We start from the raw sequence: 21,364 nt of genomic DNA on the forward strand, positions 1-21,364 counted from the left end.
AGGATGATCAATGTCAACTTCATTTCACTTGCGTGGCCTTGTGCTTGCGCTGGTGCTGGCAGGCGCCACGGGCTGCTCGTCGCCCAAGACCGCTATCTACGAACATGAGAATTTCGACGACTCCGGTACGTTTTCGCGCAATTACCCGGTCAGCGATGTCGCGGCCTGCGAAGCGGCACGCCGGGCGTTGCTCAGCCAGGGCTACATCATCACCAGCAGCGACCCGAAGCTGGTCAGTGGTAACAAAAGCTTCCAGCAGACCGGTGAGACCCATCTGCAGATCAGTTTCAACGTGGTGTGTGCCGAAGACGGCAGCGGTGAGCATCATGCGACGATGTTTGCCAACGCCCTGCAGGATCGCTACGCGCTGAAGAAGGTCAACAACTCCGCCAGCCTGGGGGTGGGGGTGCTTGGCTCGGTGTCGATGCCGATCGGCTCCACCGACGACTCGATGGTCAAGGTGGCCAGCGAGACAGTGACTTCGCCGAAGTTCTATGACCGCTACTTTGCCTTGGTCGATGTGTTTCTACCCCAGGAGAAACCTGCAGCACCGCTGCCTGAAGCGCCCAAGGCAGAATTGGGCGTGCCGGAGCCGAAGGCAGCAGAGCCTGTGGCACCGGCAGCCCCGGTAGCCGAACCCGAGGCTTCGCAGCCACTGGCACCTCCTCCTGATGCCGCGCCGATTGCTCCAGAGCAACCTGCCGTGCCGGTGCTAGCCCCACCCGCCTTGCCGGCCCCGACCGAGGCGATCCCAGCGCTGCCGTCACCGCCATAAATTCCCACGGCGCTACTACGTTTACTCCTTAGGTGCAGGAACACATCTTGACGCATACATTTTTCCGTCATGAAGGCACTTTAGGCTGGTGATGCGGGTCACTATGCAGCCACTCACCTCAAATAAGGAGTCGACGATGGACGATTACCAGGAAGAACTGCTGGAACTCCAGGCCTTTGAACTGGACCCTCTGGACCCGGCCGACGACGCCACCGAGCTGTAGGCCGGCGTCAGGCGAAATGCCGCTGGCTGCGGCGAAATTCCCCTGGGGTCTGGCTGTTCCAGCGCTTGAAGGCCCGCTGGAAGGCTTGCGCTGAGGCAAAACCGAGCAAATAGGCAATTTCCCCAAACGCCAGTTCCGTATCGCGAATGTAGGTCATGGCCAGGTCGCGGCGGGTGTCGTTGAGTATGGCGCGATATTGCGTGCCTTCCTCGGCCAGTTTACGGCGCAAGGTCCAGGTCGGCAGCTTCAGGCGCGCCGCCACTTCTTCCAGGTCGGGTTCCCGGCCGCCATTGAGCATCGGCCCCAGCAACCGTGTGATGCGCTCGCGCAGGCTGCGGGTGCGGGTCAGTTGTTCCAGTTCTCGTTCACACACCTGCAACAGCATGTGCCAGGTACTGGGGCAGTGTTGCGGGTTGCGCAGGCCCAGGCTGTGCTGGCTCAGGCGCAGTTGATTGAGTTCGGCGCCGAACTGGATCGGGCAGTCGCCCAGTACGCTGTAGCGGGCGCTGTAGTCCGGGGCGGCGAATTCGATTTCGATACGCTCGGCCAACACCGGCTGCTGGCACAAGGTCGCCATCTGCTGCAGCCAGCCAGCCAGGATCGAGTCCACCACAAAGCGGTTATAGGCGTTGTACGGGCTGATGGAATAGAAACGCAGCCAGGCGCCCCGGGCGTCTTCATGAAAGCTCGACTGGCCACGGTAGTTGGCGCCGTACAGGGCCTCGAAGCGCGTCAGGGTACGCGCCGCTTCACGCACGTTGGGCGCCTGGGCGGCGGTGACGCCGGCCAGGCCCAGTTGATTCATGCGGCTCAATTGGCCCATGCGCAGGCCCAGGCCGGGGTCGCCGGTCAGTTGGATGGCCGCATGGCCCAGGCGCATATAGCGTGGGATCGACAGGCGCGCGCCGGGCTCACTCAAGCGCGCTGGGTCCAGGCCGTACTGCAACAGCAGCGGCTGTGGGTCCAGGCCATGGCTGAGGATGGCGTCGGCCAGGGTGTGCACGATGCCCACCGATAAGTCCCCGAGGCGCATCGGTGCCGGTTTCATGGGCTTACAGCCACACGTTCAGCAGGCGCGCACCACGCGCGTTGCTGTCGGCGAAGACTTGGCCCTGGGCACTGAGAAAGCTCTGGCCGCTGGTGCCCTGGTCCCAGAATTGCCCGCGCATGAATACGCTCATGCCCGCACCCGCGAGGCTGATGGGCACCTGGCTGATCAGGCTCAGGCGATGCCAGGCTTCGCCTTCGCTGAGCTCTTCGGGCTTGAGGCTGACTTCCGGGGGCGTGGACACACTTTTGAAGCCGCGCCACGGCTTGTCCCAGGTGTCGCGGCCAATCACCAGTGCCGGCACCGCCACCACTTGCGCGCCTTGTTCGTTGAGCTTGCGGTAGTTGTCGGGGTACCAGCTGTCGCTGCCAATCAGAATGCCCAGGCGCCCGGCCGGGGTGTCGATCACGCTGATCGCGTTTTCGTCGCCCGGGGCAATAAAACCGCGCTCATCGAAGATCGGGTAGAGCTGGCGCTGGGGTTGACCCAGGGGCAGGCCATCGCGGTCGAACACCAGGCTAGTGTTGTACAGCGCGCCATGGCCGACCTGCAGTTGACCCTGGCTGATGCTTGGGTTGGGCAGGGCGATGGAGCCGGCGACCAGGGTCACCCCGAACTCCTTGGCCAGGCCGCCAAACAGCACCTGGTAATCACGGGCCATGGCCGGCGCTTTCATACGCAGGTAGGCATCGTCCAGGCGGTTGTCGCCCTGGGCACTGATCAGTGCGCGCAGGAACGGCAACGGGTTGCTCACCGACAGCCAGTTCATCGCCTCTTTAAAGGTGGTGGCCTGATACAGCTGGTTTTTTTCACCACTGATCATCAACCAGGTGCCGACATGTTCCGGCAGGACCACGATGGTTTTGTCGTTGAGCAGGCCCAGGTCCCGGGCATTGCGCAGGTAGGCCGAGAGTTTGAGGTGCAGGCGCTCCAGGCTCTGGTAGTCGGCGGGGAACAGTTCCGGCTGGATGCCCAGCAGGTTGCCGTGATCGGCGGGAGTGCCCTGGTTCACGGCCAGGTTGATCCGCAGGTCCGACAGGTAATGCCCCACGGGGCGCTCCTGGGTCCAGACCAGATAGGCGGAAACGGCGGCGACCAGGGCCATGGTGAGGGTCAAGGCAAGTAATTTACGCATGGGGGAACAGACAACAGGCCGTGTGCAGGGTTCGACCCTAGGGTAGGGCCCGTCGTCACACTTGCCAAGGGGCGCTGCGCATTTGGATCAATAACTTGTCAGTTTCAGTCATTGAGCGCTAGGGGTATGGCTCTTAGTCTGTGGGACATAAACCGATGGCCGGCCATTCGAGCCTGTCACGTCCCGTGATGATCCGTTGTGGAGCTGTACCATGAGCGCTGCTGCCTACCCGCATTTGCTGGCCCCGTTGGACCTGGGTTTTACCACCTTGCGCAACCGCACCCTGATGGGTTCGATGCACACTGGCCTGGAAGAAAAGCCCGGCGGTTTCGAGCGCATGGCCGCGTATTTTGCCGAACGCGCCCGTGGCGGCGTGGGCCTGATGGTCACCGGCGGGATTGGCCCGAACGATGAAGGCGGGGTGTATGCCGGGGCGGCCAAGCTGACCACCGAGGCCGAGGCGCTCAAGCACAAGATCGTCACCCAGGCGGTGCACGAGGCGGGCGGCAAGATCTGCATGCAAATCCTGCATGCCGGGCGTTACGCCTACAGCCCCAAGCAGGTCGCACCCAGCGCGATCCAGGCGCCGATCAACCCGTTCAAGCCCAAGGAGCTGGACGAGGACGGCATCGAAAAGCAGATCAGCGACTTTGTTACCTGCTCGCGACTGGCCCAGGTCGCTGAGTACGACGGCGTGGAAATCATGGGATCGGAAGGTTATTTCATTAACCAGTTCCTCGCCGCCCACACCAACCAGCGCACCGACCGCTGGGGCGGCGCCTACGAAAACCGCATGCGCCTGCCGGTGGAAATCGTGCGCCGGGTGCGCGAAGCCGTGGGGCCTAACTTCATCATTATCTTCCGCCTGTCGATGCTCGACCTGGTGGAAGGCGGCAGCACCTGGGAAGAGATCGTGCAGTTGGCCAAGGCCATCGAGCAGGCGGGTGCGACGCTTATCAACACCGGCATTGGCTGGCACGAAGCGCGCATCCCGACCATCGCCACCAAGGTGCCGCGTGGCGCGTTCAGTAAAGTTACGGCCAAGCTGCGCGGCGCGGTGCAGATCCCGTTGATCACCACCAACCGCATCAACACCCCGCAAGTGGCCGAGCAGATCCTCGCCGAAGGCGATGCCGACATGGTGTCCATGGCCCGGCCGTTCCTCGCCGACCCGGAGTTCGTCAACAAGGCTGCCGCTGGCCGTGCCGACGAGATCAATACCTGCATCGGCTGCAACCAGGCCTGCCTGGACCACACCTTCAGCGGCAAATTGACCACTTGCCTGGTCAACCCGCGTGCCTGCTACGAGACCGAGCTTAATTACCTGCCGGTCAAGCAGATCAAGAAAATCGCCGTGGTCGGCGCCGGCCCCGCCGGCCTGGCGGCTGCCACCGTGGCGGCGGAGCGCGGTCACCAGGTGACCCTGTTCGATTCGGCCAGCGAGATCGGCGGCCAGTTCAATGTGGCCAAGCGCGTGCCGGGCAAGGAAGAGTTTTTTGAAACCCTGCGTTACTTCAAGCGCAAGTTGCAAACCACCCATGTCGAGCTGTGCCTCAACACCCGGGTGGATGTGGCGCAACTGGTGGCCGGCGGTTATGACGAGATCATCCTCGCCACCGGTATCGCGCCGCGGACCCCGGCCATTCCAGGCGTGCAGAACGCCAAGGTGCTCAGCTACCTGGACGTGCTCCTGGCACGCAAACCGGTGGGCAAGCGCGTTGCGGTGATTGGCGCCGGTGGGATCGGCTTCGACGTCTCGGAGTTTCTCGTGCACCAGGGCGTGTCCACCAGCCTGGACCGCGAAGCGTTCTGGAAGGAGTGGGGTATCGACACCCATCTGCAAGCCCGTGGCGGCGTGGCCGGGATCAAGCCCGAGCGCCATGCGCCGGCGCGTGAGGTGTACCTGTTGCAGCGCAAGGCTTCCAAGGTCGGCGACGGCCTGGGCAAGACCACTGGCTGGATCCACCGTACCGGCCTGAAGAACAAGCAGGTGCAGATGCTCAATAGCGTTGAGTACCTGAAGATCGACGACGAGGGCCTGCATATCCGTATTGGTGCCGAGGGCGAGCCCCAAGTGCTGGCGGTGGACAACATCGTCATCTGCGCCGGGCAAGACCCGCTGCGCGAACTGCAAGAGGGCCTGGTCGCCGCGGGCCAGCACGTGCACCTGATCGGCGGTGCCGATGTGGCCGCCGAGCTGGATGCCAAGCGCGCCATCAACCAAGGCTCGCGCCTCGCCGCCGAGTTGTAAGGGGCGCGCCGGGGCGGTGTTAGACTAGCGCCCCTTTTTTCATGCAGACATGCCCTGATGGGTCCTTTCGATTGGCTTCCCCACGCGCCCCTTGAACCCTTGCAGCTGGATTGGCTGAACGGGGTCGAGGTGGCCGTGCTGCGCCTGGACCGTATCGACCCGCTGATCAGCGGCAACAAGTGGTTCAAGCTCAGCGGGCACCTGGCCCAGGCGCAACAGGCGGGTGCCAGCGGCATCATCAGCCTGGGCGGCGCCTACTCCAATCATCTGCATGCCCTGGCGGCGGCCGGCAAACGCTTTGGCTTTGCCACCGTCGGCCTGCTGCGCGGGCACCCGCAAGACACCCCGACGGTCCTCGACCTGCAAGCCTTCGGCATGCAACTGCACTGGTTGGGTTATGGCGGTTACCGCGCGCGGCATGAGCCGGACTTCTGGTTGCCCTGGCGCGAGCGATACCCGCACCTGCATCCCGTGCCCGAAGGCGGCGGCGCGGTGACGGGGGCGTTGGGCTGTGGGGTGTTGGTCGAGCAGGTGCGCAGGCAGTTGCCCGCCCTGGGGTGGGCCGACTATGACGCCTGGTGGCTGGCAGCCGGCACCGGTACCACCCTGGCGGGTTTGGTGCTGGCGGAGGCGGGAGCGCATCCTGTTTACGGGGCCATGGCGGTGCCGGATGACCACGGTGTCGTGCAGAACGTGCGGGCCATCGTGCAGGGCGGGTATGAACTGTTGGACGCCAGTCGTGGCGGTTTTGCGAAAGTCGATCCGCCATTGCTGGCCTTCATCGACGCCACGCAGCAGGCCAGTGGCTTGCCCCTGGAGCCGCTCTATACCGGCAAGGCGCTGCTGGCGCTCAAGCAGCAGATCGAGGCCGGACGCTTGGCCCCCGGCACTCGCCTGGTCTTTGTGCACACCGGCGGCTTGCAGGGCCGCCGGGGTTTTGTGGATTAACGCTTGGGCAACATGCGCAACACGGTGTTGTCGCGCATAAAGTAGTGGTGATACAGCCCCGCCGCCGCATGCAGGCCAATCAGCCAGTAGCCGATGGTGCCGCCCAGTACATGCCAGCCTTCGATCTGCTTGGCCAGGTCCTTGTTCTCACCGATCAGGGGTGGCAACTCGATCCCGTAGAACCACACTGAATGCCCCTCGGCACTGACAATCAGCCAGCCGAAAATCGGCATGCCGATCATGAACACATACAGCGCCACGTGCATCAGGGTCGCCAGCAGGGCTTGCCACTGCGGCGGCGCCGGCAGGATTTTCGGTGCCACGCCCAGGCTACGGGCAAACAGACGCAGCCAGACCAGCACAAACACGGTCAGGCCGAACATGAAATGCAGTTCTTTGATCAGGGTGCGCCCGCCACTGCCCTTGGGGAAAATCCCGCGAAATTCAATGGTGACGTAGACCGCCACCAGCAGCACCAACATCAGCCAGTGCAGGGCAATGGACATCGTACTGTAACGGGACTCACTGTTTTTCCACGGCATCGCGTCTTTCCTCACTCATCAGGGGCAAACCTCCGTTCTTTGGCGACGGAGTCCCTTCAGCCTAAACCTGTTGCGCAAGGTTTGCCCGAGTGAGGGGCGAAGTATTGATCTCGATCAGGCGCTTTGTGGCATTTCACCACGGGCCAGGCGCTGATTGATGTCGGCGATCACGCCGGGCAGGTCGGTGATGGTGTCGATCAGGTAGTGCGGGCGTGAGCCGGCAAACAGCGTTTCGATACGCTGGCGCTCGCTGGCCAGCGTCGCCGGGTCCAGGGCGCGGAACTGCTCGTAGGTCAGGCCCAGGGCGTTGCCCGAGCAGGTCAGCGCCACGGTCCACATCCCGGCGCGGCGGCCTTCGAGGATGCCCGGCACGGTGTCGTCGATCTTCACGCAGGCCGCCACGTCGTCAATGCCCAGGGCGATCACGTTGGCCAGGGCCTGGGCCGGCCATGGGCGGCCATTGGGCACTTCATCGGTGGCCACCACGTGGTCGGCGATATAGCCGTTGGTGGCGGCCAGTTCGACCACCTTGTCCATCACTGGCTTGGGGTAGCCGGAGCAGGAGCCGATCTTGATCCCTTGCGCACGCAACGCGGCGATGGTCGCCAGGGCGCCGGGAATCAGCGCCGAGTGTTCGGCGATCTTCTCGATCTGCAAGGGCATGAAGCGCTCGTAGATGGCGGTCACGTCAGCGTCGGTCGGCGTGCGGCCGAAGGCTTTGCGATAGCGCTCGGCCACTTGCGGCTGATCACACAGGGTGCGGATATGGTCCCACTTGCCCATGCCCATCGGGCCACGGGCTTCTTCGATGGAGACCTGCACGTCGAACTCGGCAAACGCCTCGACAAAAATCTGCGTGGGGGCAAAGGAGCCGAAGTCGACCACGGTGCCGGCCCAGTCAAGGATGGCGGCCTGCAGGGTGTTGGGGTTCTGATAGTTCATGGTGCAAATCCTGTAAATAATGTGTAGGAACCGGCTTGCCGGCGATAGCGGCTCTGAAGGCCCCATCGCCGAGGGGAATCAGATTTCGAGCACTTCCATCTCTTGCAGCGCCTGGCCGATCGCCGCCACTGCCGCCTGCATCTCGGCCTGGTTGACGTGACCGATGCAGCCGACGCGGAAGGTCTCCACCTGGGTCAACTTGCCCGGATACAGAATGAAACCCTTGGCCTTGACCCGCTCGTAGAAGTCCTTGAACTGGTAGCGCGGATCTTTCGGTGCGTGGAAGGTGATGATGATCGGCGCCTGGATCGCGGCCGGCAGGAAGCTGCGCAGGCCCAGGTCGGCCATGCCGTCCAGCAGTGTCTGGCAGTTGGCGGCATAGCGCTGGTAACGGGCCGGCAAGCCGCCTTCTTCGTTGTATTGCAGCAGCGCTTCATGCAGCGCGGCCACCACATGGGTCGGTGGGGTAAAGCGCCATTGGCCGGTCTTGGCCATGTAGGCGTGCTGGTCGAACAGATCCATGGCCAGGGAATGGCTGTTGCCCTGGGCGGCGGCCAGCGCCTGTTTTTTGACAAAGACAAACCCCATGCCCGGCACGCCTTCCAGGCATTTGCCGGAGGCGGCGATCAGGGCATCGAAGGGCACTTGGGTGGCGTCGACGGGCAGTGCGCCAAACGAGCTCATGGCATCGATGATCAGGTGCTTGCCGTGGCGTTGGATAACCTGGGCGATCTCCGGCAGCGGGTTGAGGATGCCGGTGCTGGTTTCGCAGTGGATCAGCGCGACATGGGTGATGCGGCTGTCGGCCTGTAACAGGCGCTCGACATCGGCGGCGGTGGTAGGCTGGTCTTCAGCGGTTTCAAAGGTGCTGAACGGGCGGCCCAGCACTTCGCAGATTTTTGCCAGGCGCTTGCCGTAGGCACCGTTGATCAGCACCAGCACCTTGCCATCCCGGGGCACCAGGGTGCCGATGGCGGCCTCGACGGCAAAGGTGCCGCTGCCCTGCAACGGTACGCAGTGATGGCTGTCACCACCGTTGATGATGGCCAGCAGTTGCTCGCAGAGGCTGGCGGTCAGTTGGTTGAAGCGGTCATCCCACGAACCCCAGTCAACCATCATCGCCTGGCGGGTGCGGGCAGAGGTGGTCAGGGGCCCAGGTGTGAGCAGGATCGGCGCGGCAGTACTCATTCTCATGTCCTCGCAAAGCAGTGGGATGAAGCTACGGGACATAAATTGCAGTTTGCCTTGTCATCAATCAAATTGTTTGTTGTTATGTCAGCCATCAGTGAGGCCGATAGCTATGAATCTTTTCCAACTCCGTGCATTTGATGCCGTGGCCCGGGACGGCAGTTTTACCCGTGCCGCCGCGCGCCTGTTTATCAGCCAGCCAGCCGTGACCGGGCATATCAAGGCGTTGGAAGAGCACTACCAGATCACCCTGCTGCGGCGTACCGCGCGGCGGGTGGAGTTGACGGAGGAGGGCATCAAGCTGGCGGCCATTACCCGCAGTATCTTCGGCCTGGTGGATGAAGCGCAGACCCTGCTCGAAGCCAACCGCCAACTGCTCACCGGGCGCCTGGAAGTGGCGGCGGATGGCCCGCATATGGTCATGCCGATGCTGGCCAAGCTGCGTGCCCGTTACCCGGGGATTACCGTCAACCTGCGCCTGGGCAATGCCCAGGAAACCCTGGCGGCGCTGCTGTCCGAGCATGCGGATGTGGCCGTGTTGACCGAAGTCGAGCCGCGCAAGGGCGTGCACCTGCAACCCTTGAGCGAATCCCGTATCTGCGCCTTGGTACCGGCTGGCCATCCGTGGCTGGCGGACCCGGCGGGTATCCGCCTGGAGCAGTTGGACCAGGTGATCATGGTGCTGCGCGAGCCCAGTTCCATCACCCGCCGCACCTTTGACGACGCCTGTGCCAAGGCCGGCGTGCAGCCCAGGGTGTTGCTGGAGCTGGACAGCCGCGAAGCGGTGACGGAGGCGGTGGCCGCCGAGCTGGGGGTGGGCGTGGTGTCCTCGGTGGAAGTCAGCCGCGATCCCCGGGTGCACGCGATTCCCATCCGTGGCGATGGGCTGCTGAACCACCATAGGCTTGGCTGCATGGAGCGGCGCCGGGAATTGCGCTTGATTCAGGCGTTTTTCGAGCTGGCCTCAAGCTGATCTTCGCGCAGGCTCTCGCGGACAATCTCCAGAAAAGTCGCCACCACCCGCCGCGAGCTCTGCTCCTTGAGGCACACCAGCGTTTCCTTCATGCGCTGGGTGCAGTCGCGGATGGGCATGGCATACACCCGCGAATCCGCACCGAATTCCGACGCCGACACCACCCCCACGCCAATCCCCACCACCACCGCTTCACGGGCGGCCTCGCGGCCTTCCACCTGGATCGCCGGGCGGATGCGCAGCCCGGCCTGGTGCATCTCGCGCTCCAGGGTCTGCCGGGTCACCGAGCCGGTTTCGCGCAGGACCAGGGGCGTGTCGTCCAGGTCCGCCAGGTCGATGGACTCGCGCCCGGCCCACGGGTGGTTGCGTGCGACGAACGCCAGCATCGGGTCATCGCGCAGGGGGATCGAGAGCAGGCGCTCATCATCGACATCGCGCCCCACCAGCGCCAGGTCGGCTTGATAGTTGTACAGGCGGTACAGTGCATCATCGGTGTTGCCGGTCTCGATCTTCACCGTGATCCCCGGATAGCGTTGGCAGAACCGGGCGATTTGCGGCAGCACATGCACCGGCGCGTCCACCGCCAGGGTCAGGCTGCCGGTTTGCAAGGCCTTGGAGTCTTGCAGCAGCTCGTGGGCTTCGGCGGCGATGACAAACAGGCGCTGGGTGATACTCAGCAGGCGCTCCCCCAGGTCGGTCAGGCGCACCGAGCGCTTGTTGCGATGGAACAGCAGCACGCCAAAACGCTCTTCAAGCTTGCGCACCTGGTCGGAAATGGCCGGCTGGGTGAGGAACAGCCGTTCGGCCGCCAGGGTAAAGCTGCCGTGGACGGCCACGGCGTGGAAGGCTTTGAGTTGGGCATGGGATACCGGCATGGCACGACCTCTTACAAGCTGAGCTTATATTTGAAATACGATAAATCGATTTTACCTATTAGTCAGCCATTGCTTTGATAGCCCCCAGTCGCCGCAGGTTGAGTCCTACAACTTCGGCGACCATGGGCCCTTGCGCGCAACCTTGCAGGACTCATCTGACCAGTACCCGGCGCCCTGCGACCCGGTACTGCAGTGCAAAACAATAACAACACAGGCAATTGCTTCTCGACTCTGCCGGCACACTCACACCTGAGGTCAGAACCACCATGAATATCCCTATGGGTAGCATCAAGCGTTGGCGCGTGCAGATTTTCGCCATCACCTGGCTGGCCTATGCCGCCTTCTATTTCACCCGCAAAGCGTTTTCCGTGGCCAAGTTGGGGATCGTCGACGATCCGAGCTTCCCGCTGGACAAGATGATGATGGCCAACCTGGATGGCCTGTACCTGGCGGCCTATGCCGTCGGCCAGTTCACCTGGGGCATGCTCGCCGATCGTTTCGGCCCACGGGTTGTGGTGTTGGGCGGGCTGGTGATTTCGGCGGCCGCCGCCCTGGTCATGGGCACGTTTGCCACCTTGCCGATCTTTGTCACGTGCATGTTGATCCAGGGGCTGGCGCAGTCCACCGGCTGGTCGGGGCTGTGCAAGAACCTTGGCAGTTTCTTCCCGGCGCAACAGCGCGGGCGGGTGCTGGGGTTGTGGAGCTCGTGCTATGCGTTTGGCGGCCTGGTGGCCTCGCCGTTTGCCGGCTGGTGGGCCTATACCCTGATCGGCAGCTGGCATGCGGCATTTATCTCCAGTGCCGCCGTGGTGGCGGTGGTGGCGGTGCTGTTCTTCGTCTTCCAACGCAATACGCCACAGGACGTCGGCCTGCCGGAAGTAGAGCCCGAACCGGCAATGAGTGCGCAAGAGCAGGCGGCGGCGAAGAAAATCAGCATCCTTGAGCCGTTGCGCGCAATCTTGCGCAACCGCACGGTGCTGACCCTGGGCCTGGCGTACTTCCTGTTGAAACCGGCGCGTTACGCGATCCTGTTGTGGGGCCCGGTGATTGTCTATGAGCAGATGCCCTCGGTGGGCAAGGTCGGCGCGGCCATTGTGCCGACGGCGTTCGAGCTGGCGGGGTTGCTGGGGCCGATCATGATTGGCCTGGCGTCCGACAAACTGTTTGGCGCCCGACGCATGCCGGCTTGCGTCCTCAGCTTGTTGGCGTTGACCGTGTCCCTGGCACTGTTTATGGGGGCGTTGCATACCGGCAGTGTGATGCTGGTGATGGCCTTGCTGTTTGTCATGGGCCTGACCCTGTACGGGCCGGACTCGATGATCAGCAGCACCGCGGCGATCGACTTCGGCACGGCCAAGGCCGGCGCCACGGCGGCGGGCTTCGTCAATGGTTGCGGTTCGGTGGGGGCGATCCTCGGTGGCCTGTTGCCGGGCTACTTCGACACGGTAACGGTGTTTATCGTGTTCGCCGGCGCCGCGTTGTTTTCCGCGCTGGTGCTGATGCCCTATTGGAACGCCCGGCCTGCGGTATTGGCGCAAGTGGGCGACTTTGTGCCGGATCGCACTGTGGCGATCAAACCCCTGCGCACCTGAGGCGCCTGCAACGCTGGCCGGTTTTTTGGTGGAACGATGGGGGCTTGCCCTATAAACTCTGCGGCCAAAGCGCCGGCCAGTAGACGTCTCGGCGCCACGGATATCAAGAGAGTGAGTCATGGGCGCACAGTGGAAGGTTAAACATAAAGAAGCGGCATCCAATGCCAAGGGCAAAATCTTCGGCAAGCTGGTGAAAGAGATCACCATTGCCGCCCGTAACGGTGCGGACACCGCGACCAACGCCCACCTGCGTCTGGTGGTCGAGCAGGCCAAGAAGGCCTCGATGCCCAAGGAAACCCTGGAACGCGCGATCAAGAAAGGCGCGGGCCTGCTGGGCGAGACCGTGCAGTACCATCGCGTGACCTATGAAGGGTTTGCCCCGCACCAGGTGCCGTTGATCGTTGAATGCGTGACCGACAACATCAACCGCACCGTGGCGGAAATCCGCGTGGCGTTCCGCAAGGGGCAACTGGGGGCTTCGGGCTCGGTGGCCTGGGACTTCAACCACGTGGGGCTGATCGAGGCCTCGCCGGATACCCCGGACGCCGACCCGGAAATGGCCGCCATCGAAGCCGGCGCCCAGGACTTTGAAGACGGTGAAGAAGAGGGCACGACCCTGTTCATCACCGAGACCACCGACCTCGACGCAGTGCAGAAAGCCTTGCCGGAGCAGGGGTTTACCGTGTTGTCGGCGAAGTTGGGCTACCTTGCGAAAAACCCGGTCAGCGGCTTGAGCGACGAGCAGATGGCCGAAGTCGAAGCCTTCCTGGAAGGCCTGGACAACCATGATGATGTGCAGGATATGTTCGTCGGCCTGGCGGGCTAAACCCGGCCTGGAATTATGGGCGCAGACTCGTGTGGGAGCGGGCTTGCCCGCGATAGCAGTGGGTCAGCCAGCTGATGTGCCATCTGATACACCGCAATCGCGGGCAAGCCCGCTCCCACATTTGCACGGCGTTTCAGAGTGAGGACAGCAGTGTCTCGATCTCTTGGAACGCCGGTCGCGCCAGCACCTGCGGCTGGCAGCAACTGTCACGCAGCGCCTCCAGCACCTGGCGCTGTGCATCGCTCAGGCCTGCGTCAATCCGCTCCAGCAACTCCCCCAGCAACACCCCGAACGCCCGCACTTCAATGCGCTGCAATGCCCTGGTTTCCAAGGTGTCTGCCGTGGCGTGGAAAGATGCCGCGCCAAAGTCCCCGAGCAGGCAATCGCCTTGGGCATTCCACAGGATATTGTGCCCATACAGGTCGCCATGGGTAATGCCGTGCCGGTGCAGATGCGCCGCTACGGAGGCGATGCCGCGCGCCATGCGCAATGCCACTTCCAGGCTGAAACGGGTGGCAGGCTCGTAGATGTCCCGGGTGCAGGACGCCAAGCTGGGCAGGCCGGCGAGGTTGCGGTAGCTCGGGTCGATCAGGTCCATCACCAGGGCGGCCTGGTCAGCGGGGTGGCCGACCACGCGGCCTTGCACCTTGATCAGGTTGGGGTGCAGCCCGGCGGCAATACAGGCCTGCATTTCGTGCAGCGGTGAACCGTCGCTGGTGATGGTGCCCTTGTAGAGTTTGACCGCGACCGGCTCGTTCGACGGTTTGCGCAGCGCCTTGTGAATCACGCCTGAAGCGCCTTCGCCCAGCACGTCGGCCAGCTCCAGCTCGGCCCAGGGAATATTCGGCGTCGCGTCATCAGTTGCCACGTCCACCGCGCTTTCCACCGGGTTGCCGGCATAGGCCAGCCAGGTCAGGCGCGGCAGTGTCAGCAGCCAGTGCGGTAATTGCGTCAGGCGGTTGGAGGCGATGCGCAGCAGTTCGAGGTTATGGCACTGGGCCAGGCTGGCCGGCAATTGCTCCAGGCGGTTGCCGGCCAGCATCAGTTTTTGCAGCAGTGGCCGCTCACCGAGTGCGTCCGGCAACTGGCGGATGCGGTTATCGGTGAGGATCAGCCAGCGCAACGAGAGCGGGAGTGCGGCGGCGGGCACCTGTTCGATCTGGTTGGCCTTGAAGCCGACCATGCTCAACTGCGGGCATTGGCCCAGGCACGCCGGCAGTTCGGTGAAGTTGTTGTCCGAGCAAAACAGCACGCGCAAGTGGGGCAGGCGGTGCAGGTCGTCCGGCAGGCTGCTCAGGGCATTGCCACTGAGGTTGAGGATTTCCAGGGAGTCGGCCAGGTCGAAGATTTCCCGGGGGAACTGCGTCAGGCCGCAGGACAGGTCCAGGCGCTTGATGCCAGCCAGTTGGCCAGCCTTGAGTTGGGCAAGGGTATCCATGAACAGCTTAGGTCACTCGACAGGGGCAAAGGGGCTCATGATAGCGGCTTGAGCGCCAGCGAGCTGACTTGTTGCAACTGCCCCGGCCTGGCAGGCGATGGGGCGGTGTTGAGGGAAACGCCTACCGGCAAAGGTTGTTCCATCTGTAGGAAAAGTAAGCGTTATAGAGAGTCTTGGTCTCTATCGTTTGTGGGCTCTCGTGGCCCTGTAATGTCGTGAATTGTCCTCAGTCCAGCCCTCTGCCTGCCCGAACACTGTGAGGCAGGGGCCAGATGAGGAGTTGACCCATGATATCGGCGACAACAGCGGATAGCGGATTTGCTTGCACCAAGGCACTGGGCCATTTGCCCATTATCCAGCGTAATACCCTTGAAGCCTGGGGATGCGGGCCGGCACGGCCACTGCCGTACGCGTGTATACACCAGGCGTTCGAGGCGCATGCAGCGGCAACCCCCCATGGGATCGCCGCGCTCTGGCGGGGCCAGAGCATCAGCTATGAGCAGTTGAGCCGCCAGGCCGACCGGCTGGCCCGGCACCTGATCGAGCAGGGGGTGGTGGCGGGCGACACGGTGGCGCTGTTTGTCGAGCGATCGATCCCCATGCTGGTGGGGATGCTTGCGGTGCTGAAGATTGGCGCGGCCTACGTACCGCAAGATGCCAGGATCACCCCGCCGGCGCAGTTGGCGATGATCCTTGGGGCGTTGTCGAGTACGGTGGTACTGACCTTGTCGGGGTTCAAGGATCGCCTGCCGCTGGCAGCGGGCCAGCCTTGTGTGTGCCTGGATGAGTTCCTGGCGCAGCAGTCGTGGGTGGCGCAGGCGTGCGCGCTGAACGTTGCCGCGCCGGACCCTGCCAGCCTGTGCTTTGTACTGTTTACCTCCGGGACGACAGGGCGGCCCAATGGCGTACGGGTGACCCACCGCAATGTCTGCAATCTTGTGCTGACGGCACCGGGCAACCTGGGAATCAAGCCGGGCATGCAGGTCGGGCAAATCCTTAATATCGCGTTTGACATGGCCGCCTGGGAAATCCTCGGCTGCCTGGCCCATGGGGCGACGTTGCATATCCGCCAGCAAGACATCGGCGAAACGGCCCGCCAGTGCCAGGTGCTGATCGCCACCCCATCGATACTCGCCACCCTGGACCCTCAGCGGTGCCCCACGCTTGAGGTGGTGGCGGTAGCGGGGGAGCCATGCCCGCAGGCCCTGGCGGATCGCTGGGCGGCCCATTGCACCTTCTACAACGGGTGCGGGCCCACCGAAACCACCATCGTCAATACCCTGCATCGGCATGTACCAGGGGCACCATTGACCATCGGTAAACCGACGCCCAACAACACGGTGTATGTGCTGGATGAACACGGCCAGGCCTGCGCGCCGGGGGAAGTGGGGGAGATGTGGGCCGGGGGCGACGGGGTGACGGCGGGCTATCTGCAGGACCCACTGTTGACCGCGCAGCGCTATCGTCCCGACCCGTTCCTGGCGACGGGGCGGATGATGTTTCGCACGCGGGACCTGGGGCGCTGGACGGACGAGGGGGCCCTGGAGCATCTGGGGCGGGTCGACGACCAGGTCAAGGTCCGCGGGTTTCGCGTGGAGTTGGACGCGGTGGCCAGCACGCTGGAGGCCAGTGGCGCTTGTAGCCGGGCGGTGGCGCTGAAACTCGACAGCCAGCACCTGGTGGCGTTTGTGACACCCGCCACGGTGGACATTCCGGCCGCCAGGCAGTCCTGTGCGCAACGGCTGGCCTACTACTGTGTACCCGCCGTGATTTTTGCCCTGGACCACTTGCCACTGACGGCGCGCGGCAAGCTCGACAAGGCCTTGCTGTTGCAATGGGCCCGCGACAGCGAGGAGGGGCGCCGGCTGGCCCTGAAAGCCGGTGAGCGAGCATGATTGAGAGGTGGATGGCGACAGTGGTGCCCGCCCGACCGGGCGGGTGGCGGCGCTGGTGTGGCTTGCCGATATTTTCCCATTACAACCGGCTGGTGGTGTTGGTGCTGCTGGGCAATGGCTGGTATGCGCTCTGCGGCTTGGAACTGCCCGAGATCGACGTGCCGCAGGTGTCGATGCTGGTGATGATCAACCTGTCCCTGGCAATCCTGGTGCGCCAGCAGTATGTGATCAATGGGCTGTTCTGGCTGGCGACGCGCATTCCGGTGAGCTGGCCACTGTATGTGCGCCGCCACGCCGCCAAGGTCTATCACCTGGGCGGGCTGCACAGCGGCGGTGCGCTGGCGGCGACGCTGTGGTTCGCCGTGCTGGTCGGCAGCCAGGGCTGGCGATATCTGCAACAGCCGCAGAGTGTTTCGGCGCCGTGGTTGCTGGTCAGTGCGGCACTGTTGGGCTTGTTGCTGCTGATGGTGCTCATGGCGCAGCCGGGGATCCGCCGTCGCTTTCACAATGGCTTTGAGCGTGTGCACCGGTTTGCGGGGTGGGGGGCCTTGCTGCTGTTCTGGGTGCAGGCCCTGCTGGCCGAGGCCCCTGCGGCGGCGTTGTGGGTGCTACTGGTGCTGACCTTCAGTATTGCCCTGCCTTGGTTGCGGTTGCGCAAAGTGGCGGTCAGTCATCAGCGGCCTTCCGGCCATGCCGTGATCAGCACATTGCGGCACACCACGCCCTTTGCCGGCTCGTCTACGGCCATCAGCCTGCAGCCGCTGCTGGAGTGGCATTCATTTGCCAATATCCCGGCCCCGGGCCAGCCGGGCTTTCGCCTGATCATTTCCAGGGCCGGGGACTGGACGGGGCGTTTTATCGAGCAGAGGCCGTCCCATGTGTGGGTCAAGGGCATCACCACAGCGGGGGTGGCCCATGTCGAGACCTTGTTCAGGTCGGTGGTGTATATCGCCACCGGCAGCGGTATTGGCCCGGTGATGCCGCACTTGTTGGCGAGGCAGGTGCCGATCCAGTTGGTATGGTCCACCCGCAGCCCGGCCAAGACCTATGGCGAGGAATTGGTCGCAGAAATCCTCCGTGCACAACCCCATGCCGTGATCTGGGATACCGATGTACGGGGCAAGCCTGACCTGGTGCAACTGGCCTACGCCGCGGTGCAGGATGTGGGGGCCGAAGCGGTGATCTGTATCGCCAACCAGGCGTTGACGCGCCGGGTGGTGGAGGAAATGGAGGCGCGGGGGATTGCGGCTTATGGCGCGATCTGGGATTCCTGAGCAAAAGGCCTGCATCCCCTATGGGCTGTTGCTGCATTTGGCGGCGGCGTTGTTCCTGGGTTGGACTGGCCGTGACAAGGGCTGCGCCGCCAGGGTCGCCCGCCAGTACACCAGGGCCAGTAGGTTGATGGCGGCGCCCAGGGCACAAACGCCGAGCCAGCCGCCCCAAGCGTACATCAAGGTGGCGCCGAGCGAGCCCAGGGCGCTGCCCGCCGAGTAGAACAGCATGTAGCCGGCCACCAGTCGGCTCTGGGCTTGGGGGCGCACGCTGTAGATCAGGCTTTGGCTGGTGACATGCACAGCTTGCAGGCCGAGGTCGAAGGCAATCACCCCGAGCAACAGCGCCCACAACGACGACTGGGTGAAGGCGATGGGCAGCCAGGACAGCAGCATCAACGCCAGGGCCATGCCGCTGGTCCACTGCGCCCAGCCTCGGTCCGCCAGGCGCCCGGCATGGGCCGCGCCCAGCGCGCCGACGGCACCGGCGAGGCCGAACAGGCCGATCTGGGTGTGGGACAACGACAGGGGCGGGGTGCTCAGGGGCAACACCAGCGGGGTCCAGAGCACGGTGCCAGCGGCAAAAACCAGGCACGCCAGCACGGCACGATCGCGCAGCACTTTTTCTTCGCGCAACAGGTTGAACACCGAGCCGAGCAACTGGCGATAGGTGCCTGGCGCCCGGGGTTGTTCGGTAGTGGGCAAGACGCGCCAGAGCAACAGCGCCATCAGCAAGGTCAAGCCAGCCGACAACAGGTACACCGAGCGCCAGCCGGCCAGGTCCGCCATGATCCCGGACACCGTGCGCGCCAGCAGCAGGCCGACCACGATGCCACTGGTCACCAGGCCCACCACATGCCCCCGTTGCTCGGGCCGCGCCAGGTTGGCGGCATAGGCCACCAGCACCTGGGCCACCACAGCGAGCAGGCCCGTCAGCAGCAGGCCGGCCAGAAACCCAACGCGGCTGTTAGAGAGGGCCACCAGCAACACCGCGCCAGTGGACAGCAGTAACTGGCCGACGATCAAGTGCCGCCGGTTGAGCAGATCGCCCAACGGCACCAGCAGTAACAAACCGACGCCATAGCCGACCTGGGTCAGGCTGATCACGATGCCGACAGTGGCAGGGGCCATGGCGAATGTCGTGGCCATGGCATCGAGCAGGGGCTGGGCGTAATAGACATTCGCCACCGACAAGCCACAGGCCATGGCGAATAGCAGCACCACGGCGCCGCTTAAAGAGGATTGAGGCATGCTGGGCTCTGATTATGGTTTTAAAATGAAACTGGTTGTACGGTAGGTATTCCAGTTTTATATTGCAACTACATTATTCAGTCAGGCAGGCATCAGCCATGGTCAAACTCACCCGTTTTGAAAGTGCCGAATGCCCAGTGGCGCGCTCCCTGGAGGCGATTGGCGATGGTTGGGCGCTGTTGATCATTCGGGATGCGTTCGACGGTATCCGCCGTTTTGGCGAGTTCCAGCGCAGCCTGGGGATGGCCAGGAACATTCTGTCGGCACGCCTGCGCAGCCTGGTCGGCCATGGGGTTTTCGAGATCGTCCCGGCCTCGGATGGCAGCGCTTACCAAGAGTACGTGTTGACGGAAAAGGGCAGGGGGTTGTTTGCCGTGATCATTGGCTTGCGGCAATGGGGCGAGGGGTTTTTCTACGCCGAAGGCGAGGCCCATTCGGTGCTGTTGGACCGGGAGCACGGGCAACCGCTGCAGGCTTTGCACGTGCAGGCGGCGGATGGCCGGGTGCTTGGGCCGCAGGACTGCGTGCGGGTGGCGGCGCAGTCCGAGGCTTAGGGTTAGCGGCGCTTATTGGGGCAGGTTCAGCGCAGTACGCTGACCATATCCGCCACGGTGCTCAGCACGTCCTTGCCCAGTTGCCGGGAGCGTTTGCCGGACCAGCCGGTATGTGGGTCGGGGGCATCGTCGTTGTCCTTGAACGGCATTTCCAGGGTCAGGGACAGGCAGTCGAATTTCTCGCCCACGCTGTTGCAGGCCAGGGTCATATTGGCCTGGCCCGGCAAGTCGCGGGTGTAGCCATGGGTGGTCTGGAAGTCGCGGGTCAGCTCGCTCAAGTGGCTGCGAAAGTGTTTTTCCAGGCCCTCGATACGCGGCGTGTAGCCAGGGTTGCCTTCACAGCCGGCGGTGAACACGTAGGGGATTTCCTCGTCGCCGTGGATATCCAGGAACAGGTCGACGCCGTATTTCTCCATTTGCTGCTGGACGAACAGCACTTCCGGGCTCTGTTCCTGGCTGGCGCTCTGCCAGGCGCGGTTGAGGTCCTGGCCCATGGCGTTGGTGCGCAAGTGGCCGTGGAATGCGCCATCCGGGTTCATGTTCGGCACCAGGTACAGGTCGGCGGCGGCCAGGAGTTTTTTCAGTTCGGCATCGCCGTCCTGTTGCAGGCGTTCGATGATGCCTTCCATAAACCACTCGGCCATGTGCTCGCCCGGGTGCTGTTGCGCAATGATCCAGACCTTGCGCCGCCCAGCGCCCCCCTTGCCACGGCGCAGCAGGGGAATATCACGGCCTTCGACACTCTTGCCGGTGGCCAGCAATTGCGTACCGGCACGGTTCAGCGCCTGGTCGATCAGCCAGGCGTGACGCTCGCGGCTGTAGGGCTCGAAGTAGGCGAGCCAGGCATGTTTTTGCTCGGTCTGCAGTTCGATGTGCAAGGTTTCGCCATCAAAGCGCGTGGGGACCCGGAACCAGTTGATATGGTCATAGGACGCCACGGCGTTGTAGCCACTCCAGGCATGTTTGTAGGAAGACTGGCCAGCGTTGCTCAGGCGGAAGGTATGGGTATGACCTACGTGCATCCCTTCGGCCTTGAAGTGGAACCATTGGAAGTGCTGGCTGCGGGTATCCGGCTTGATTGCCAGCAGTAACTGATGGGCATCGCTGGTGTCGAGCACCTGGATATTGCCGCTGTCGAAGTCGGTGCTGATTTTGATGGAGGTCAAGGCCACGGTCATAGTCTGCTTGCCTGAGTATGAGAGTTGTGACAGGCAGTTTACACAGGCGCGGGGTAAAGTCTGGACGCAAATGATTGCGAAAAAGGAGGGGGCGTCGTCCATGACGCCGCAGCAGCTTAGAGTCTATGAGATTGATTCTCAAGTGCTAATTTGGAAAGAACCGGGCCAGAGCGCTTTCTCGGCTTTCTTTCGGCGATGGTCTTTTGCTACCATGCGCGCCATCAAGCAACACACAGTCTTCATTAGCCTGAAGCCACGCCAGAATAACTGGCAAAAAAAAGACCCGGCCAAAGAGCCGGGTCAAAAACCGTGATTAGCCTGATGAGGAGATATTCCAAGAGTCCGACCTAAGGTCTCTTGGTCTATCGACTGATCTCGCGACCAGCTGCATGCAATAATAATCATTATCATTTGCAAGTCAAATGTTTTTATCGTCCAGATAGAAATATTTTTCTCGCT

Annotated in this window: 19 protein-coding genes; 10 read left to right on the forward strand and 9 right to left on the reverse strand. The window is 63.2% G+C overall.

Annotated features, from left to right (window positions below; all coding sequences use genetic code 11):
• Window positions 1-10: 10 nt before the first annotated feature.
• Window positions 11-775, forward strand: coding sequence for a DUF2242 domain-containing protein (locus AO268_RS14215; RefSeq protein ID WP_099169020.1), 765 nt, complete (start codon window positions 11-13; stop codon window positions 773-775).
• A gap of 230 nt (window positions 776-1,005) precedes the next feature.
• On the opposite strand, the gene AO268_RS14220 is transcribed toward AO268_RS14215, so the two are convergent.
• Together AO268_RS14220 and AO268_RS14225 are read right to left on the reverse strand one after the other, a co-directional pair.
• On the reverse strand, window positions 1,006-2,046 hold the full coding sequence (locus AO268_RS14220) for an AraC family transcriptional regulator (RefSeq protein ID WP_076962632.1): 1,041 nt from the start codon (window positions 2,044-2,046) through the stop codon (window positions 1,006-1,008).
• Window positions 2,047-2,050: 4 nt separating this feature from the next.
• On the reverse strand, window positions 2,051-3,181 hold the full coding sequence (locus AO268_RS14225; RefSeq protein ID WP_076962633.1) for a carbon-nitrogen hydrolase family protein: 1,131 nt from the start codon (window positions 3,179-3,181) through the stop codon (window positions 2,051-2,053).
• A 211-nt stretch (window positions 3,182-3,392) separates the two neighbouring features.
• On the opposite strand from AO268_RS14225, the gene AO268_RS14230 reads away from it, so the two are divergent.
• Complete coding sequence (locus AO268_RS14230; RefSeq protein ID WP_099169021.1) at window positions 3,393-5,432, forward strand: NADPH-dependent 2,4-dienoyl-CoA reductase; 2,040 nt, start codon at window positions 3,393-3,395, stop codon at window positions 5,430-5,432.
• A 57-nt stretch (window positions 5,433-5,489) separates the two neighbouring features.
• A complete protein-coding gene (locus AO268_RS14235; protein ID WP_099169022.1) occupies window positions 5,490-6,380 on the forward strand; it encodes a 1-aminocyclopropane-1-carboxylate deaminase/D-cysteine desulfhydrase in 891 nt (296 codons plus the stop codon).
• Here AO268_RS14235 and AO268_RS14240 read toward each other — a convergent pair.
• The 3 genes from AO268_RS14240 to AO268_RS14250 all read right to left on the reverse strand — a co-directional run bounded on the left by AO268_RS14240 (window position 6,377) and on the right by AO268_RS14250 (window position 9,052).
• A complete protein-coding gene (locus AO268_RS14240; protein ID WP_099169023.1) occupies window positions 6,377-6,922 on the reverse strand; it encodes a cytochrome b in 546 nt (181 codons plus the stop codon). The genes AO268_RS14235 and AO268_RS14240 overlap by 4 nt on opposite strands.
• 114 nt (window positions 6,923-7,036) lie before the next feature.
• Window positions 7,037-7,864: a phosphonoacetaldehyde hydrolase gene (gene phnX, locus AO268_RS14245; RefSeq protein ID WP_099169024.1), complete on the reverse strand. Its 828-nt coding sequence runs from the start codon at window positions 7,862-7,864 to the stop codon at window positions 7,037-7,039.
• A 78-nt stretch (window positions 7,865-7,942) separates the two neighbouring features.
• The gene (locus tag AO268_RS14250; RefSeq protein WP_099169025.1) at window positions 7,943-9,052 is read right to left on the reverse strand and encodes a 2-aminoethylphosphonate--pyruvate transaminase; all 1,110 of its coding nucleotides are present in this window, start codon (window positions 9,050-9,052) and stop codon (window positions 7,943-7,945) included.
• Between the two features lie 112 nt (window positions 9,053-9,164).
• Here AO268_RS14250 and AO268_RS14255 point away from each other — a divergent pair, with 112 nt between their 5' ends.
• Entirely contained in the window at window positions 9,165-10,025 is an 861-nt protein-coding gene (locus tag AO268_RS14255) for a LysR substrate-binding domain-containing protein (RefSeq protein ID WP_099169026.1), read from the forward strand.
• On the opposite strand, the gene AO268_RS14260 is transcribed toward AO268_RS14255, so the two are convergent.
• Window positions 9,995-10,900, reverse strand: coding sequence for a LysR substrate-binding domain-containing protein (locus tag AO268_RS14260; protein ID WP_099169027.1), 906 nt, complete (start codon window positions 10,898-10,900; stop codon window positions 9,995-9,997). The genes AO268_RS14255 and AO268_RS14260 overlap by 31 nt on opposite strands.
• A 266-nt stretch (window positions 10,901-11,166) precedes the next feature.
• On the opposite strand from AO268_RS14260, the gene AO268_RS14265 reads away from it, so the two are divergent.
• Both AO268_RS14265 and AO268_RS14270 read left to right on the forward strand, forming a co-directional pair.
• Entirely contained in the window at window positions 11,167-12,492 is a 1,326-nt protein-coding gene (locus AO268_RS14265) for an MFS transporter (RefSeq protein WP_099169028.1), read from the forward strand.
• 118 nt (window positions 12,493-12,610) lie between these two features.
• Window positions 12,611-13,318, forward strand: coding sequence for a YebC/PmpR family DNA-binding transcriptional regulator (locus AO268_RS14270; protein WP_076962644.1), 708 nt, complete (start codon window positions 12,611-12,613; stop codon window positions 13,316-13,318).
• A gap of 133 nt (window positions 13,319-13,451) precedes the next feature.
• On the opposite strand, the gene AO268_RS14280 is transcribed toward AO268_RS14270, so the two are convergent.
• Window positions 13,452-14,756 (reverse strand): protein kinase, encoded by a 1,305-nt coding sequence (locus tag AO268_RS14280; RefSeq protein WP_099169030.1) that lies wholly within the window; start codon window positions 14,754-14,756, stop codon window positions 13,452-13,454.
• A 287-nt stretch (window positions 14,757-15,043) separates the two neighbouring features.
• Between AO268_RS14280 and AO268_RS14285 the strand changes: the two genes are divergently transcribed.
• Window positions 15,044-16,651 carry an amino acid adenylation domain-containing protein gene (locus AO268_RS14285; protein WP_099169031.1) on the forward strand — a complete coding sequence of 536 codons (1,608 nt, stop codon included), beginning with the start codon at window positions 15,044-15,046 and terminating at the stop codon, window positions 16,649-16,651.
• Window positions 16,648-17,925: a hypothetical protein gene (locus AO268_RS14290; protein ID WP_099169032.1), complete on the forward strand. Its 1,278-nt coding sequence runs from the start codon at window positions 16,648-16,650 to the stop codon at window positions 17,923-17,925. Before AO268_RS14285 ends, AO268_RS14290 begins: the two co-directional genes overlap by 4 nt.
• Window positions 17,926-17,943: 18 nt before the next feature.
• Here the strand turns inward: AO268_RS14290 and AO268_RS14295 are convergent, their stop codons facing one another.
• Window positions 17,944-19,173, reverse strand: a complete 1,230-nt coding sequence (locus AO268_RS14295; protein ID WP_099169033.1) for an MFS transporter — start codon at window positions 19,171-19,173, stop codon at window positions 17,944-17,946.
• A gap of 98 nt (window positions 19,174-19,271) precedes the next feature.
• Here AO268_RS14295 and AO268_RS14300 point away from each other — a divergent pair, with 98 nt between their 5' ends.
• Window positions 19,272-19,727 (forward strand): winged helix-turn-helix transcriptional regulator, encoded by a 456-nt coding sequence (locus tag AO268_RS14300; RefSeq protein ID WP_099169034.1) that lies wholly within the window; start codon window positions 19,272-19,274, stop codon window positions 19,725-19,727.
• 26 nt (window positions 19,728-19,753) lie between these two features.
• Here AO268_RS14300 and AO268_RS14305 read toward each other — a convergent pair whose 3' ends face one another.
• Window positions 19,754-20,905 carry a M14 family metallopeptidase gene (locus AO268_RS14305; protein ID WP_099169035.1) on the reverse strand — a complete coding sequence of 384 codons (1,152 nt, stop codon included), beginning with the start codon at window positions 20,903-20,905 and terminating at the stop codon, window positions 19,754-19,756.
• A 100-nt stretch (window positions 20,906-21,005) separates the two neighbouring features.
• On the opposite strand from AO268_RS14305, the gene AO268_RS14310 reads away from it, so the two are divergent.
• A complete protein-coding gene (locus tag AO268_RS14310; RefSeq protein WP_141562817.1) occupies window positions 21,006-21,218 on the forward strand; it encodes a hypothetical protein in 213 nt (70 codons plus the stop codon).
• Window positions 21,219-21,364 lie beyond the last annotated feature (146 nt).

This window comes from Pseudomonas sp. ICMP 8385, assembly GCF_002699915.1.
GTDB lineage: Bacteria > Pseudomonadota > Gammaproteobacteria > Pseudomonadales > Pseudomonadaceae > Aquipseudomonas > Aquipseudomonas gessardii.